Origin of the sequence: Treponema zioleckii (assembly GCF_014737315.1) — a bacterium.
GTDB classification, from domain to species: domain Bacteria; phylum Spirochaetota; class Spirochaetia; order Treponematales; family Treponemataceae; genus Treponema_D; species Treponema_D zioleckii.
In genome coordinates this window covers 20,198-37,049 of the sequence record NZ_JPUF01000025.1, presented here as the reverse complement: position 1 = coordinate 37,049, position 16,852 = coordinate 20,198, and the positions used below count along the sequence as shown (strand labels likewise).

The 16,852-nt window shown below is 42.8% G+C and carries 14 protein-coding genes; 9 read left to right on the top strand and 5 right to left on the bottom strand.

Features of this window, described 5'->3' with window-relative positions; translation table 11 throughout:
* Positions 1-16 precede the first annotated feature (16 nt).
* The 7 genes from fmt to JI65_RS08290 all read left to right on the top strand — a co-directional run bounded on the left by fmt (position 17) and on the right by JI65_RS08290 (position 7,450).
* Positions 17-1,018: a methionyl-tRNA formyltransferase gene (fmt, locus tag JI65_RS08320; protein ID WP_191015125.1), complete on the top strand. Its 1,002-nt coding sequence runs from the start codon at positions 17-19 to the stop codon at positions 1,016-1,018.
* Positions 1,019-1,071: 53 nt separating this feature from the next.
* On the top strand, positions 1,072-2,160 hold the full coding sequence (locus tag JI65_RS08315; protein ID WP_191015123.1) for a PASTA domain-containing protein: 1,089 nt from the start codon (positions 1,072-1,074) through the stop codon (positions 2,158-2,160).
* 230 nt (positions 2,161-2,390) lie between these two features.
* Positions 2,391-3,758 (top strand): ATP-dependent 6-phosphofructokinase, encoded by a 1,368-nt coding sequence (locus JI65_RS08310; RefSeq protein WP_191015120.1) that lies wholly within the window; start codon positions 2,391-2,393, stop codon positions 3,756-3,758.
* 194 nt (positions 3,759-3,952) lie between these two features.
* Positions 3,953-4,780: an Mrp/NBP35 family ATP-binding protein gene (locus tag JI65_RS08305; protein ID WP_191015117.1), complete on the top strand. Its 828-nt coding sequence runs from the start codon at positions 3,953-3,955 to the stop codon at positions 4,778-4,780.
* Between the two features lie 36 nt (positions 4,781-4,816).
* Positions 4,817-6,187, top strand: a complete 1,371-nt coding sequence (gene hisD / locus JI65_RS08300; protein ID WP_191015115.1) for a histidinol dehydrogenase — start codon at positions 4,817-4,819, stop codon at positions 6,185-6,187.
* Positions 6,184-6,546: a NusG domain II-containing protein gene (locus JI65_RS08295; protein WP_191015112.1), complete on the top strand. Its 363-nt coding sequence runs from the start codon at positions 6,184-6,186 to the stop codon at positions 6,544-6,546. Before hisD ends, JI65_RS08295 begins: the two co-directional genes overlap by 4 nt.
* Positions 6,530-7,450 carry a Gx transporter family protein gene (locus tag JI65_RS08290; RefSeq protein WP_191015109.1) on the top strand — a complete coding sequence of 307 codons (921 nt, stop codon included), beginning with the start codon at positions 6,530-6,532 and terminating at the stop codon, positions 7,448-7,450. The genes JI65_RS08295 and JI65_RS08290 overlap by 17 nt, the downstream gene beginning before the upstream one ends.
* A gap of 69 nt (positions 7,451-7,519) precedes the next feature.
* Here the strand turns inward: JI65_RS08290 and JI65_RS08285 are convergent, their stop codons facing one another.
* The 3 genes from JI65_RS08285 to JI65_RS08275 form a co-directional block, all read right to left on the bottom strand.
* Positions 7,520-7,684 (bottom strand): hypothetical protein, encoded by a 165-nt coding sequence (locus JI65_RS08285; protein WP_191015106.1) that lies wholly within the window; start codon positions 7,682-7,684, stop codon positions 7,520-7,522.
* A 117-nt stretch (positions 7,685-7,801) separates the two neighbouring features.
* Entirely contained in the window at positions 7,802-8,260 is a 459-nt protein-coding gene (locus tag JI65_RS08280) for an SH3 domain-containing protein (protein WP_191015103.1), read from the bottom strand.
* Positions 8,261-8,341: 81 nt separating this feature from the next.
* On the bottom strand, positions 8,342-9,925 hold the full coding sequence (locus JI65_RS08275; RefSeq protein ID WP_191015100.1) for an MBL fold metallo-hydrolase RNA specificity domain-containing protein: 1,584 nt from the start codon (positions 9,923-9,925) through the stop codon (positions 8,342-8,344).
* 465 nt (positions 9,926-10,390) lie between these two features.
* Here JI65_RS08275 and JI65_RS08270 point away from each other — a divergent pair, with 465 nt between their 5' ends.
* Both JI65_RS08270 and JI65_RS08265 read left to right on the top strand, forming a co-directional pair.
* Positions 10,391-11,461 (top strand): DUF2804 family protein, encoded by a 1,071-nt coding sequence (locus JI65_RS08270; RefSeq protein ID WP_191015098.1) that lies wholly within the window; start codon positions 10,391-10,393, stop codon positions 11,459-11,461.
* 54 nt (positions 11,462-11,515) lie between these two features.
* Positions 11,516-13,585, top strand: coding sequence for a hypothetical protein (locus JI65_RS08265; protein ID WP_191015095.1), 2,070 nt, complete (start codon positions 11,516-11,518; stop codon positions 13,583-13,585).
* Between the two features lie 24 nt (positions 13,586-13,609).
* Here the strand turns inward: JI65_RS08265 and purD are convergent, their stop codons facing one another.
* Both purD and JI65_RS08255 read right to left on the bottom strand, forming a co-directional pair.
* Complete coding sequence (gene purD / locus JI65_RS08260; RefSeq protein WP_191015092.1) at positions 13,610-14,947, bottom strand: phosphoribosylamine--glycine ligase; 1,338 nt, start codon at positions 14,945-14,947, stop codon at positions 13,610-13,612.
* Between the two features lie 85 nt (positions 14,948-15,032).
* Positions 15,033-16,757: a GGDEF domain-containing protein gene (locus JI65_RS08255; RefSeq protein WP_191015089.1), complete on the bottom strand. Its 1,725-nt coding sequence runs from the start codon at positions 16,755-16,757 to the stop codon at positions 15,033-15,035.
* Positions 16,758-16,852: the final 95 nt, after the last annotated feature.

The window sequence follows — 16,852 nt, the reverse complement described above, 5'->3', positions numbered from 1 at the left end:
GGAGGGAACGTTCAACATGAGAAAACTGAGAATTTTGTATGCAGGAAGTCCGCTTTCTTCCGCAATCGTGCTAAAAAATCTGCACGCTCAATCTGAAAAATTGAATTTTGAGATTGTCGGAGTCCTTACAAACCCTCCGAGTCCTCGCGGACGGCACAAAGAGCTCATTCCTACAGAAACGGCGCAGATTGCCACCGAAAAACAGATTCCCGTATTCGCTTTTGACCATTTAAAATCAGAAGCAAGGGACGCGATTACGCCTCTCAACGCAGATTTAATGGTTTGTTTTGATTACGGCAGAATTTTCGGACCAAAATTCCTAGGAATGTTCCCTTTGGGCGGAATAAATTTGCATCCGAGCGCGCTCCCAAAATACCGCGGATGCACGCCGGTTCCGGCTGCAATTCTGAACGGGGACGAAAAACTCGGCGTGTCAGTTCAAAAAATCGCGCTCCAAACCGACGAAGGCGACATTCTTGCATTCAGCGAGATTCCTTTGGACGGAACTGAATCAACACAAAGTCTTATGGACGGAGACGGCACTTCAAGCAAAGTGACGGAGGTTGGCTCTTATCTTCTTCTTGAAGTCCTTGGAAAAATAACTGAGAACGCCGGCGAAGAATTCTGCCTGCCAGAAGCAAAAGTTCAGTCCGGCGAAGCTTCGTACACGCCTTTCATCAAAAAAGAGGACGGAAAAATCGATTGGAAAAAATCAGCCTCTCAAATTGACCGTCAAATACGGGCTTATACCCCGTGGCCACTTTCGTACACCGAGTGCAATGGAACAAAACTTACGATTCTAAAGGCAAAAGTTTCAGAACGCACCACAAAAGAAATTCCGCAAATCATAATTCCGGGCACGGTCCTTCCGTACCAAAAATCAGTCGGAATCGAGATTGCTTGCGGAGACGGTTCGATTTTAATCGCCACGGAACTTCAATGGCAGGCAAAAAAAGCCATGGACTACAAGTCTTTTATGAATGGTGCTAGAAATTTTATTGGTTCTGTATTAGTCTAGTCAGATAACTGTCAGGTTGAACTATAATTAGCTCAAATAAGGAAAATAGAATAATGGACGACACAAATAACCAGAATGTTGAAAATTCCACTGTTGATTCATCATCAACTGGGACATATTCCGCAAACAAAAAGAAGAAAATCTCATGGAAACAATTTGCAAAAGAAAATCTTCTTGCGTTGCAGACGAGCAGTTTTAATTTATTCATCGTTGTTGTAATCGCAATGATTATAATGTTCGTCACTGCATCAATCGTATTCTTCTCAACCGTAAAAGGTGAAGAGCAGGTCATGGTGCCGAACGTAGTCGGAAAGCAGCTCACCACAGCACTTCTTGAAATGCAGGCAAAGGAACTTTATCCAAAAATCCAGCTCCGTTACACGAACAGCGATGATGACGCGGGAACGATTCTTACTCAGTCACCGGAACCTGGCTCAATCCGAAAAGCGGGTGAACGCGTAAACCTTACAGTGAGCGAAGGCGCAATTGCAAACGAAGTCGAAGATTTCGTCGGAATGAATTACAAAAACGTAAAAGAAAAATTCGACACAATGTTCAAGAAAACATCACGACCAATGCTTTCGCTTGGCGAACCGTCGTTCAAAATCGACAACAGCGCGGCGGGAACAATTCTGGCACAGACTCCTGAGCCTGGAACAAAAGTTTCTAGCCCAACCGCAATCCGGCTTATCGTAAGTTCAGGACCAGAAGAAACCACAACTTCAATTCCTAATCTCGTAGGAAAGAACGTTGCAGAAGTTCTCTCTGAATTAAAGAATTCAAGAGTCGTATTTGACTTTACAAAAAATATCGCGACGGACGAAGCCAACGCAGGAAAAGTCGTAAAACAGTCACAGACAGAAGGAACTGTAAAAAATTACTCAAGAATCTCTTGTGAATTTGCAGTTCCGTCGGTACAGAACGGCGACAACATTACAGACTTGTTCACCGCACAGCTTGCAGAATTTCCGCTCCCAGTTTCAGTAAAACTCGAAGCAATAAGACCGGACGGGAAATCGGTAGAAATTGCGGTCATAAACCATACGGGCGGAAACGTAACGATTCCGTACTCGGCTCCAAGAGACAGCGAGCTTGTCCTTAGCGTCGCAGGAAAAGTCGTAGCACGCCAAAAAGCTGACTAACAGTACATTCTGAAAATTCAAATTCTTTGTAAAGGGATTGCAAGCCAATGCAATCCCTTTTTTATTAAAATCCAGTAAAAAATATTAATATTTTTGAATAAAATAGAATATTTTGTTTGAAAAATGAACAATTTGGACTTACACTTTAAAGGTATCTCGAATTTTTTTTTGAGAAAGATTTGTGAGTCTAAAAGATAATTTTTGAATTCACTATATTTTAAGAGGTTAGCATGGCAGAAAAATACGATTTTACGATTGACCAACTCGGCGAGTGCAAAGTTCCTTCACCTATCGAACTTTCTAAACAACATGGAGATTTTAGGGCGAACTATGTAAAGGACTCTTCATACGTACGTAATTTTGTGAATGTTTTTGAAGATAATTATCGCGACAACAATCTTGATCCTTCAAATCTTCTTCAAAAAGCAGGTCCGAGAGAATTCATCTACTTTAACCCAGCACACGTAACTGCTGGTATTTGTACTTGTGGTGGTCTTTGCCCAGGCTTGAACGATGTTATCCGTGCCGTTGTAAGATGTTTGTACTATCGCTACGGCGTAAAGAGAATCAAAGGATTCAGATTCGGTTTTAAAGGTTTCTTCCCGGAGCAGGGATTGAACACAATGGATCTTACCCCGGATTTGGTTGACGAAATCCACAAAATCGGTGGTTCGTTCCTTGGAACAACCCGTGGTGGCGGAAACCGCGTAAACGACATCGTTGACGCAATCGAATCTTTGAGCGTAAATATGCTCTTTATCATCGGTGGAGACGGAACTCAGCGCGGTGCGCTCGACGTTGCGAACGAAGTTGAACGCCGCGGATTGAAAGTTGCCGTTGTAGGTATTCCAAAAACAGTTGATAACGACCTTGCGTTAATTGACCGCTCATTCGGATTTGAAACTGCCGTTCAGAAAGCAAAAGAAGCTGTAACAGCAATCCACATGGAAGCTCACTCACAGATTAACGGTATTGGTCTTGTAAAACTCATGGGACGTGAATCAGGCTTTATCGCAACAGCAACTGCACTCGCAAGCCATGAGACAAACTTCTGTCTTATTCCAGAAGTTCCATTTGACATGGACGGTCCGAATGGATTCTTGTCTTACCTCGAACAAAGAATCAAACGAAGCAAGCATGCCGTAATCGTCGTTGCAGAAGGTGCCGGTCAAGAGCATTTACAGTCAACAAACGAAAAAGACGCATCCGGAAACAAAAAACTTGCGGACATCGGTTTGTATCTCAAAGACAAAATCAATGAGTACTTTTCAAAGAAAGGAATCCACATCAACTTGAAGTACGTTGACCCAAGCTATCAGGTTCGCTCTGCAGTTACGACAGCAAACGACTCAATCTACTGCGAACGACTCGGCAACAATGCCGTTCACGCAGCAATGGCCGGAAAAACAAAGTGCGTAGTAGGACTCGTTCACGACAAATATGTTTACATCCCAATTACGGAAGTTACCCGCAAGCGAAACACTGTTGACCCAGAAGGTGCATTCTGGCGAGACGCACTGGACGCTACAGGTCAACCAATTTTGATGGTAAACAACCTTTCTTCTATTAATGACAGAATGGCAGCTCCTAAAAAATAAACTACGGAAGGCTCTAAATCATCCAGATTTTGATTTTTTAGAGCTGACCACTATTTAACCTCAAGTGCCATTATTGGATTCGCCCGGTAGTGGCACTTTTTTTTCACTCCAATCTCCTAAAAATTTACAGCCACTTTTTATCAATCGTATTAAAACAATCTTCTTTTTGGAGTATACTCTTAGCGAGGTATTTTATGGCTGAAAATTCTACTTGTACACACGACTGCGGAACTTGCTCTTCCGCTTGCAATAAAAAAGATTTAAAAGTGCCGCTTCATTCAGGAAGCTGCGTTAAAAAAGTTATCGGCATCGTTTCTGGAAAAGGCGGTGTTGGAAAATCACTCGTAACATCACTTTTGACGGCAAAATTCGCCAAGCACGGATTCAAAACGGCAATTCTCGATGCAGACATCACGGGGCCTTCAATCCCGACGACATTCGGCGTTGCTGAAGAAAAGGCAATGGGAGACAAAACCGGCGCGATTTATCCTGTCACTACAAAATCAGGAATTCAGCTTATGAGCATGAACTTTCTTCTTGAGCATGAAACCGACCCGGTTTTGTGGCGCGGTCCTGTAATCGCTGGTGCCGTAAAACAGTTCTGGACAGACGTTGTATGGAAAGACGTTGACTACATGTTCGTAGATATGCCTCCAGGAACTGGCGACGTTCCGCTCACGGTGTTTCAGTCGCTTCCGGTTGACGGAATCATCGTGGTTTCAAGCCCGCAACAGCTCGTCCGCGTAATCGTAGAAAAAGCTGTAAACATGGCAAACGCAATGAAGATTCCGATTATCGGTCTTATAGAAAACATGAGCTACGTAAAATGCCCAGACTGCAACAAAGAAATAAAAATTTACGGCGAAAGCAACATTGACGGAATTGCAAAAGATTACGGAATTCCAGTTCTTGCCAGAATTCCGATAAGTCAGGAAATTTCACGTGCAATTGATGAAGGCGAAGTCGAAAATTTGAATTCAGATTATCTCGATGCCGCAGTGGCATTAATCGAAAAAATATAGAATCAAGACTTCCCAAAAAACAAAACGGAGTAACAAATGATAAAAATTCAAAAGTATTCAGAAATCGAGAGAGAATTTTTTGACGGTCGTGATTTTGGCGATTCAATCGACATCGTAAAAGACGTTCTGATTGACGTAAAAAAACGAGGAGACACTGCTCTTAGCGAATACGGTGCAAAATTCGACGTTTCAGCCCCGCGTTCACTCGAAATTCCTCACAGCGAGCTAAAGGCCGCCGCAGAAAAAATGCAGCGCGAAAACCCGAAGCTTTATGAGGCTTTGAATTATTCTCACGATTTGGCACTCCGTTTTGCAAAAAAACAGGCAGAAAGTTTTGATGATTTTGAAGTTGAACTTGAGCCAGGAATGTTCACCGGTCAAAAAAACATTCCTGTTAGCCGAGCAGGCGTTTACGTTCCTGCAGGAAGATTTCCGCTCGTTTCTACAGTCGTAATGACAATAACTCCGGCCGTGGCCGCCGGCGTAAAAGAAATCGTGCTCTGCACGCCGCCGCGAGTGCATCCAGACGACAAATCCGCCGCAGAAAAAGCCGGAGCAGGAATTCCTGGAAAGCCTTTCATTGGCGGAAAGCCATACGCTGACGAAAACATAATGGCTGCGGCCTACATTTGCGGTGTTACAAAAGCCTTTGCCTGCGGTGGCGCGCAAGCTATCGGAGCAATGGCATTCGGAACGGAATCAATTCCGTGTGCCGACGTAATCGTAGGTCCAGGAAACAAATTCGTTGCCGAAGCTAAAAAACTCGTATACGGAAATGTTGGAATTGACATGGTTGCAGGTCCAACCGAAGTGTTCATAATTGCAGACAGTTCAGCGAACCCTGCATGGGTTGCGGCAGACTTGCTCGCACAAGCCGAGCACGACGTTGTAGCACAACCTGTCATGGCGACAAACGACGAAAATCTTGCAAAAGCCGTGAGCGAAGAAATAGAAAAGCAGCTCGCAGTCCTTCCAACAAAAGCAACTGCCGAACAAAGCATTAAAAATTGCGGAAGAATAATTCTCTGCGACACTTTGGAACAAGCAGCCAAAGCCGCGAACAAAAAAGCCCCGGAACATCTGGAACTTGCAATGGAAGAAGGCACTGAGCGCGACAAAATCGCCTCGCTCTGCCATAATTACGGCTCACTTTTTATTGGACACGGAAGCGCAGAAGTTTTTGGAGACTATGCAGCCGGCCTTAACCACACGCTCCCAACTTCTGGAAGCGCAAGATTTACAGGCGGATTAAGCGTAAGAGTATTCTTAAAAACTGTAACCACACTGCGCACCGTACAGGGAAGCAAAGGTGCAATTGCCAGCGCAACGGCAGCCGGACACTTAGGCGACGCAGAAGGCCTTGCAGGACACGCACGGGCAGCAAGAATCCGACTCGAAAAAAATTGAAGTTAGCTTTTAAGCCTCTAGATTTTTTTATTGTCTTTGCAATCATTTTTACTGTCGCTTGCCTTTTAAAAAAGGAATCCTTGAAGGCAGGCGACAAAATTCTCGTTACCGCCAACGGCAGGGATTACGAATTTTCCACGTTGCAAGATGCAACTTACCGCGTGCAAGGGGCATTGGGCGAAACAGTTTTTAGCATCCGCGACAAAAACGTTTTTATCATCAGTTCCCCTTGCCCAAACAAAATCTGTATGACGCAACATTTTCCGGGTGCAATAGTCTGCTTGCCAAACAAAGTTTTTATCCGACAAAAAAAACACGAAAGCTTTACCGGAGAGGAATTCGATGCAATTTCCAGATAAAAACAAGGCCGCCACAAACGACAAACTCGCGAATCTCGTTCAAAAAACACTTTTTTACGCCTGGGCAGAATCGGCGTTACCGCGAGTTTTTCCGTTTTTTAAGTTCGGACTTTCCAACGCGACGGTAGTTTGTGCGCTGAACTTTCCACTAAAATCATTTTTTTTTCTTGCCGTTTTTAAGTCTGTTGCGGCAAACCTTACCGCGGGAACGCTTTTTTCACCTTTTTTTCTGATTTCGCTCATTCAGTCAATTTTTTCGGCGCTCTTAATGTACATTGCCGCAAAACTGCCAAAAAAAATCATTTCGCTCTACGGAATCTCAATTTTTGGGGCAGCTTCAAGTTCGTTCATTCAGATTTTTCTTTACAGATTTTATTTGGGCACTGGCTCAAAAACTCTTCTTGCGCCAATGCTCATTTTTTCAATTTTTTCGGGAACCCTGACGGCATTTCTGGCCAGCAAGATAAAAAAAGAAGAAAATGAAGATTTTTATCAATCTGACAAAACCCAAAAATCTGATTTAAAAAATGATTTATATTTGTTTTTTAGGGATTTTACCTTTTCTAAAACCAAGATTTTATTTCTGCTCGGAATTTTCTTGATTTCGTCTTTTATTTTTATAACAGACAACTTTCTTTTTTTGCTCACCACCTTATTAATTTCGCTTGCGGCTCAAAAATTTTTGGGGCAAACAATAAAAATTCTTCCGTATATTTTTCTCTGGATTTTTGTGATTCTTTCGGCGGCACTCGTGCCGCAAGGAAAAGTTCTTTTTAAGTTACAAGCTTTTTCGCTTACAGAAGACGCGCTGGTCAACGGAATTATAAAAGCACTCAAACTCTCCGCGAGCGCAGCACTCTCTCATGCGGCAATACCAATAATTTTCCGCAAAAAAAATGCCTGACAGCCAAAATTGACTAATCAGGCATTTATCACAGGCTATCGGCTATAAAAAACAAACAACCTACTCAATTTATTTTCCTGAGATTGCTCCCGCAATTCCAGAAATAAGTTTTCCGATTGGATCAGCATCAAGAAGAACTATGTCAAGCAAGAAAAATACTGCAAATCCAACAGCGAAAATTCCTAAAAGCGCCAAAATTCCAAGACAGAACTGAAGAACCTTATTTTCAGGCATTACAACACCCCTTTTCAAGAATTTATTTGATTAATGATAAATTCTCAAAGTTATACAGTCAAGTAAGGATTTTGGAGTGATTTTAGGAAATTCCGATATTTTCCTAAAAAAACGACCTTAGTTTGCAGGGGCCGCTTCACTGGCCGGAGGAATAACCTCTTCAATCTTTTTATCAGCTTCAGCCTCTGAAACAGGTGCCATTCCATCAACAGTGGCATCAGCGTTCTCAAGAGATTTTGAACTTACGCTTGCTTTTCCTGAAAGTGCGATTTCATCAGCAACTGCAGTAACTTTCTTTCCAGAGTGACTTTTTACGACCTTTTTCTTTGTAAGATACTTGTTCTCAATCCACCCAGAAACAGAAGAGTTGTCTTCCACAGTGATTTTTGACTTTTTCTTGTCACTTTCAACAACAATTACCACTTCGCCTTTTTCAAGCGAACCAATTCTCTTTGATGCGTCATTTTTCAATGTCGCGTCTTTTGAAACGTAAAGTTTCTGTCCTGCTTTAAAAGTTGCTGCAAACAATGATGCAGAAACAACCATGCACAAAACCAATGCAAAAAGTTTTTTCATATTCTAACTCCCTAAATGTCGTATTACCGGCAAGATAAAAAAGGGTGAACGCTCATCCTTCTATATTTTAACATAAAACAATCATTCGACTGAATAAGTTTCACCATATTTTATAATTTCTACATTCGGAAAACCGTGGTCTACCAAATATTGCTGGAAGAACGTCTGGGCCTCTTTTTCGCCATGAACCAGGAATATTTTTTTGAGTCTGCTCGTATCAATTGTTTTGAGCCACTTCGTGCATTCCTCGTAGTCGGCATGGGCACTGAACGCATTGATTGTCTCAACGTTCGCCTTAACGTCAAATTCATCCCCCATGATTTTTACGACTTTCGCACCGTCTCGGATTCGTCTTCCGAGCGTGTTCTCTGCCATGTAGCCAACGATAAGAATCGTGTTACGCGGGTCAGAAATATTATTCGCAATATGATGAACGATTCGGCCACATTCGCACATACCGTCCGCACTGATTATTACCATCGGTCCCTCTTTTTCGTTGAGAGCCTTGGATTCTTCAATAGAATTTACGAACGAAAGAGAGCCGAATCCAAACGGATTTTTATGATGCTGCAAGAAAGCCTCGTGCACATCAGGACTGTAACATTCCTGATGCACCTGGAAAATACTCGTTGCGTTAACGGCCATCGGCGAATCAACGTAAATCGGAATCGGCGGAATTTTTTTCTTGTCAACCAAAAGATGGAAGTAATAAACCAATTCCTGAGTCCTTTCAATCGCAAATGACGGAATTATAATTTTTCCTTTCTTTTCGATTGTTCGGATAACAGTCTTACGAAGTTCGTCCATCGCCACCGCAGAATCCTCGTGCTTGCGGTTTCCGTAGGTGCTTTCAAGAACGATATAATCCGGGGCCGGCACGTTCGTTGACGGGTCACGGATTATTGGCTTTAATTTGCGTCCCAAATCGCCAGAAAACAAGATGCGGCCAGCACGGCGGTCTTTTCCGCTCCGACGCTCCTCGCCTTTGTATGCGGCAGCTTCCTCCGGAGTCGCCTTTCTGCGGTCTGGAGTTGAACGCTTTTCATCTTTCTTCCAGCCAAAAAGTTTGTTCCAGATTGAAATCTTATCTTTTGTCGTGTTCTTCAACGGTCTTCCGTTTTCGTCCCGCTGTCCTTTTATCGTAACGTAGGCAAACGCAGAACCGAGAATATGTCCGGCATCAAAATATTCAAGCTCCACATCCGGTGCAATATACATTTTTCGGTTGTAGGAAAGCGTAATTATTTGGTTCGTGGCCTTTACACAGTCCCCTTCATCAAAAAGAGGCTTCCAAGCGAATTTCTCGCCTTTTTTTTGAGCCTGCTTCCGAAGATATTCCGCGTCACGGGCCTGAATTCGCGCGCTGTCCATCATAATAAGGTCAGCAAGGTCACGAGTTGCGGGCGTTGCGTAAATATTTCCGTTGTAGCCTTTTTTTACCAGCATTGGCAAAAGCCCAACGTGGTCGTAATGAGCGTGAGTCAAAATTACGGATTCAATTTTATCAACAGCAATTTCAAAATTTCGGTTTTTGTCGTCAGATTCAGCTCGCTTTCCCTGAAAAGCTCCGCAGTCAATCATAAACGAGCGACCGTCAATTTCAAAGATATGTTTAGAGCCAGTTACTTCCTGAGCCGCGCCAAGAGAATATAAAGTTACAGACATAAGTACCTCCCAGGCCGGGACAAGCCAAAGTTGATTTTTTGCCCCTTGTAAGTTATTTAGAGTTTAAAACGGAAATTTAGAATTCACAAATAAATTCGGCATGACAAAAACAGACGCGCTTTTCTTGTAGTGGACGGATTTTTTAAGTTGACTAAAAAAAATCGACATTAGACCTTTTATTCAACTTCGTTCCCCTGCGGCAAATTTTTGTTTTAGTTTTAAATTCAGAGTTTTCTTAGAATTTTTTCGTATTTTTCCGATAAATATAGAAGAATCTTTTTATTATTTGCTTCGGCACCGCAGTAAAATAACGTCCACCATGAATTCCGAAGCGATTTAGAACAGCCTTATTTACAAGCAATTTCTACTTAGGCTATACTTTAAATTTGTAATTCGGGAACGAGGCATCTCTAAGAAATCTGTATATTTTTAGAGCCTCCCAATAAAAATTTCGAGGGTTATTTTTTGTATACACGTGACATTCTTACACCGCCAAAACATCTCGTGCAAAATGGAAAGCCGGTTTTCGGTACATTTGAAAATTTTCCAGAGAAACTCGATATTCGTGGAGTCGAAGCTCCGTTCGCGGGGATTCCGCTTCCACACATAATAACAAATTTCAGAATAAAAAGTTCGCTCGTATTCATGTTCAATATCGGGCCGTACATTGGAACAATCGATTTTTTTGACCAGAAAATTCTGGGCTATGCCGAAGTCGTTTTTTGGAGCAAAGAGAACAAACGCAAATACACTTACAGAAGCATAATGGGTCCGCGAAGACGTTTTATTCCGCACAGCCTGCAAAGCGGATTTTGCGCAAGTTTTTCAAAGAACAGATACATAAGAATCAGCTGGGATCACGCACGCAACCGCATTTCGCTAATCTTCAATTTAAAGGGCGATTCTTCAAGGCCAACTGCACGCGCAGCCTTCGTGGCACACTATTCAGAACAAGGAATGACCGAAATCACTTCATCAATTCCTTCACCTACAAAAAGCCGATGCTCCGCCACTTACACGGCAACTCCAGCAATCCGAGGCTCCCTCACATTGGGAAAAACAAAACTCTCCGAGCCAATCACAATGGAAGACATAAGCGGACACGCAATTTTTTCTATAAATCGCACGTATTACAACTTTCATGTAAAACAGGAATTCGTTATGGCATCTGGACTTATAGACGGCAAGCAAGTTTCTTTCCAGATTTTTATGACAATGGAAAATGCAGTTGACGCAGAAAAACTGAACAACAACATTCTTTGCGTGAACGGACAATGCACACCGCTTCCGCCAGTAACAATAACTCATCCGTTCGGAATCGCAAAAAAGTGGGTAATTCAAGATTTTGACAACATGGTAGACCTAACTTTTACGCCAGCATCCGACCATTTTAGAGACATGACGCTGTTCATAACGCGTTCGCAAGTTCACACGCTCTACGGAACGTTCGAAGGCTCAGTAAAAACAAAAGACAACGAAAATATCGCCCTGCACAATTTTGACGGAATTGCAAGGAATCAGGCGATTCGGCTTTAGTCCGCTGACAACTTTTTCAGCAATTTTATCGGAAGGTTTTATCGAGGATTTTTTATGAAAAACGATTATACAGAACCAAGAAAACCACAAGCGGTCTGGGAACCCGGAACGCTCGACAACACGAGAAAAAACATAGGCGTAATTTCTGAAGAAGAAGCCAAGAAGATGACAAAAATTCTCGGCGGAGAAATTTTCACCGAAAAATCCGCGCCAATAAATTACGACGCTTTTCCACGAAACCGAGAAATGCGGCACACCGCCGTGGGCGGCAGAAAATCCAACGATCTGGTCACCGGAAACAAAACGGCATCAGCCGGCAGCGGCGACATTATGGGCTACGCCGTTCCAGAACAAAAACCACGATATCCTACGCTCCCGGAACTTACGCAAAAAGAACGCGCTCTCATGGACAAAACGATGATGAGCGACGACTACAGAATCAAGTCAAACTACGGAGTGTTCAACTTTGTCCGAAGATTCAAAAAAAACGGTCTTGAGCAAGTGCGCAAAGGATTCATCGAATATGACATTCCGAAAAGCCTGGACCACTACAACGAGTTTCTTACGGCAATAAAAGCCGTAATTCAAGTCTCGCCGGAAACGTACAAGACTAAAATACTCACCTCGAACGAAGACAAATTCCGACTCATGCGGCTGATTGGCAGCTGGACGCAAAAAGAACTCAGAACGCTCGCAACGAGTTTGCAGAACGAAGCTGACGAAGTTACGGTCGTAATGATGATTCCGTTCATCAAAACGGTCTACCAGCATCTTTTAAAAATCTACTACATCGGCGAAACGAAAATTCCTAATTACTTTAAGGAAGTTTATGCAGATTTAGTAAAATATCCAAAAGCCGACAAAAAGAAAATCCAAAAGCTCGTAAAAGCCTGCATAACTGAATGGTTCTTCGTTTACAGCAAAATGATAAAAGGTTTCTATCCGCTTTTAATGCGCATGTGCTGCAATCATTTTGAATATTTTCAGGATTTTTTTCTCACTCAAACAGCAAACATTTTTAAATTCCTCGAAATAACAAAATACGACCTAATCATTCCTAGCAAGAAAAAAGAGAATCATACCGAGGAACTGGATTCTGTTAACGAACCGCGCTTAACAGAAGAGGAAAAGAGAGAGAGACAGGTAACTGAAACCGAAAAAGAAAAGGCCGAAAGGAAGAAAAATGAGGCTAAGGATTTTAAAATGAAAATCGTTCAGTCTGGAATCAACTTGCTCGACAGATTATTCCCAAAAGCCGGATTTTCAGACTTAAAATCAATGCCGGACATGTACCCGTACTTTCAGCCACTTTTCCAGTTCAGAGAGGGCTACAACTTGCTTTCTCCGAGCAACCCGCTTCAAATTACGGTAACGCTCCTCCGAATCACCGAAGATTTGTTCCAGGGGTTCAGAAATATTACTTTTACCGAAGAAAACGAGGACACCGAAACGGACGAAAAACTTTCGGTGGTTTTGAGCGAATGGTCTGTTTACCGCGAAGTGCTTTTTGAAAAACAGTACGGAGAAATGCTAAAAGAGTTTGTTGACCAGCAGTACACGTCCACAGACTTTAGGCTGAGTTTGTACGGCAAAAAAATCATCACGTCGCTTCTCTGGCAGACAAAATACAACTTTTTGCCTCATTTTGAGTTCACGCAGATTCTTCTTGAAAAGCCGAAAAACGACAGCCAGTACCGCGCGCTTTGTTTCCGCACGGAATTTTTGTACAATTTCTTCCTCGCGCTCGTAAAAAATATCGATGCGTCGGCAAAAACGAAGGGACAGGTTCTCGGAATCAAAAATCCGTGGGACAAATACAATTTTGACATTCCGAATCCAATTTCTAAACGCATGGACGTGCTTTTGGGCGCAAAAAGACCGCCGACAGAAACGGCAGCAACGAACGCGAACCTTATAAAATACGGATTGTGCATTATTGCGGTTTTGGATTGGTGGGTCAACGACAAGAACAGCCCGGCCTATTCAACTGACGGCACAAAAATCTACCGCGTTTCCAACGACGAGGGTGCGCCGGAATTCAGCACGCCGCTCCGCTCAGACCAGAGCACGCTCTTTGCAGAAGGCGTAAAAGCCGCCGCAAGGAACCGGGAACACCACGCATAGCGTTTTAGCGTTCCCGAAAAAAAATTAGTTGGATTCAGCGGCACCAGGCAAACCTATGTCCTTGCGATAGAAAGCTCCGTCAAACGAGATTCCTCGCAATGCGTCATAGGCTTTTTGCCATGCCTCGTCAAAAGTGCCACCGTGAGCAGAACAAGCAAGAACTCGTCCGCCATTGGTAATAAGCACTTTTTCTTTGGCACGGCGGTCTCTTATTGCTCCTGCAATAAAGACTTTCGCGCCAGAATTTTCAATTTCTTCTTCATCAAAAGAAATAGGAAGTCCTTTTGGATATTTTAACGGATAGCCACCGCTCACCATTACAGGAGCCACCTGGAATCCGCTCTTCCACTTCAGGTCAAAATCTTTTAAAGAACCGTCCATAATGGCTTTGCACAAATCGGCAAAATCAAAATCCATCATCGGGAGCACGGCCTGCGTTTCCGGGTCACCGAGACGCACGTTGTATTCAAGTGCTTTTGGACCGTCTTTCGTGAGCATAAGCCCAAAGAAAATAAATCCGCGGTAATCCATTTTTTCTGCCACAAGACCTTTTAAAGTCGGCTGGAGGATTCTTTCGTCAAAAAGACGCATCGTTTCGGCACTAACGTCTTCAAGAGGACAAACCGCGCCCATTCCGCCAGTGTTCGGTCCCTGGGCACCATCGTTCAGGCGCTTGTGGTCGCGGGCAGGCAAAAATGCTTTGATGCAGGCTTTAGACGAATCCTCAGGATTTACGGAAACTGCCGCCAAAACGGAAATCTCCACGCCCTGCAAATATTCTTCGATTACGAGCTTCTTTCCGGCATCCCCAACGGAAGTGCCTTCCATAAGCATTTTTACGGCATTTTCAGCTTCTTCAACGGTCTTTGCAACAACGACACCTTTTCCTGCTGCAAGCCCGTCAGCCTTAACTACGATTGGAGCGCCCTTTTCGCGAACGTAAGCAAGGGCCTTGTCTTTGTCAGTAAATGTTGCCGAATCGGCACAAGCAACCCCGTATTTTTTCATGAAGATTTTAGAAAGGTCTTTGCTAGCCTCAAGTGCAGCACCAGCGCTTTTTGGACCAACCACAGAAATTCCTTCTGCCCAAAGCACGTCAGAAATTCCGTCGGCAAGCGGGTCTTCAGGACCAATGACCGCAAAATCAACTTTCTCGTCCTTAGAAATTTTTACGACGGCATTCGAAAGCGAAAGGTTTTCATACTGCGGGAAATCCTTTGGATTCACGTTGCGGCATTTTGCCTCAAACTCTGTTCCGCCATTGCCAGGAACGCAAATTACTTCATCAACTTTTGAGCTTAAAGCAAGTCTGTAAGCAATCGCATGTTCACGTCCACCAGAACCAACAACAAGTACTTTCATGATTCACTCCATTTAGTTTTAAGTAGCTTTGATTATATAAAATTTTGGAGATTCTCACAGTCACATTTTTGGCTTTTTTGAGTTTTTAGAGGTGTTTTGCAATCAATTTTGCGGCAAGCAATGCAAAAATCAATTTTTCTTTTGAAAAAGTCCGGGCCGGCTTGTAAATGTCAAAACAAACAAACGCACGCCTAGCGCCATTTTCGTCATTGCAAATCACTTCAAGCGTCGTCGAAATATTCACGCTCAAAAACATTTCGAATTTTCGCTTGTCCAAAGAATTCAGCACGTTCGTATTGTCGAGATGGCAGAATCCGTAGTCGTTAAAAAAGGCAAAATATTTTGAATCAAAATAATCGTTCCGAATATCAAGCATCTCTTTTCCGGCCTGAAAAACAAGCTTTAAATCTCTGTCGTAAACGTTTATTGTGTGCACCGACAAATAATCCACGAGCAAATCCAGAACGGATTTTAACTCTGCTGGCGAAACAGTGTTTTTTATGAGTCGTTCAGTAATCTCAAGTTCTTTTTCTGAACTAGAAGCATAAAACTCACCGGAAGAAATTTTTAACGCATTTTTCTCGTCCTGCGCCATAACGCTGTCGTGAAGTTCAGGTTTGTAGATTATGTAGCAGTTTCGGCCTTTGTTCTTCGCAAGATAAAGGCTCTTGTCCGCAAAACTAAAAAGCTCGTCATAATTCGCCGCGTTCATCGGAAAGCGGGCCACGCCCATTGAACACGTTACAACGCAATCAGGCGAAGCCGGCGTAATGCTCCACTGAATCCCCACGCGAATATTTCTAAGAACGTTTCGAACATCGTCCTCTTTCGTTTTATCAAGAATTATAAGAAATTCATCGCCTCCAATTCTGCCTGCAAAACCGATTCCAGAAATCGCGTCTTTTACACACGTAGAAACCGCCGAAAGAACCTTGTCGCCAAAGGCATGCCCGCAGGTGTCGTTGCATTCCTTGAATTTGTCAACGTCCATAACAATCATCGTGCAAGGATATTTTTCTTCATTGATTTTTTTGTGGGCCAAATCCGTAATCGCCTTTTTGTTGTACAGTCCCGTCAAAAAATCAATTTTTTCGTTGTAGGAATTCTCGCTCGGAACGGAATCTATGCCGTAGCTTATGTTTCCCACAATCACTTTTTGATTCCGGGTGCAGGATTTTGTTGTGTGAACTGAAAGAAGTTTTTTGTCGGTCTGCAAAAACAGGTAGTTTTTTCCGTCATCAAAATTTTTTATATCAACGAGCAACGAATCAAACTGCGCCTTTGTGTCACCGTTCAAAAAATCAATTTTAAAAGTCGATTTTACAAATTCGGCAAACTCGCCAGTATTTTCGGCGGCACATTCAAAAACGGTGTTAAAGTCTTTCGTATTTTTTATTGAAAATTTCGTTCCGTCAAACAGAAAATAATAAACATCAAAATTTTTAAGAAGCGCAATGTACTCCCGGCTTTCAATCAACGTGTTCTCAAGAAGTTCCCTTGAATAATTCAGCTCCTTCACATCCACATGAAAGCACTCGTCTTGTTTCTCCACATAAAACAGACATCTTATGCGCGAGCGCACAGGAAGAAGCGTTACCACAAAATACGGAGTCTCACTTTTTTCAGAAAAATTTGCCAGAAAATACTTAAAATTAGCAGCGTCGTTTTCGTCCATGCAACTCGAAAGCTGAATTTGCGAGTCCGTAATATTGAACAGACGCAAAAAACTTCTCTTTGCACTGAGAACATTAAGATTTTTGTCAATCACAAACGAAACGTCACTTATCCTGCGTTGAATGATAGGTTCCACGCTTCCACCCCAAACATTTAGTTTTAGATTCACTTTTTTGCAATTGATTCATTATAATATACAAAGAAATTTAAGCCAAATTTTTTAAAGGCAAT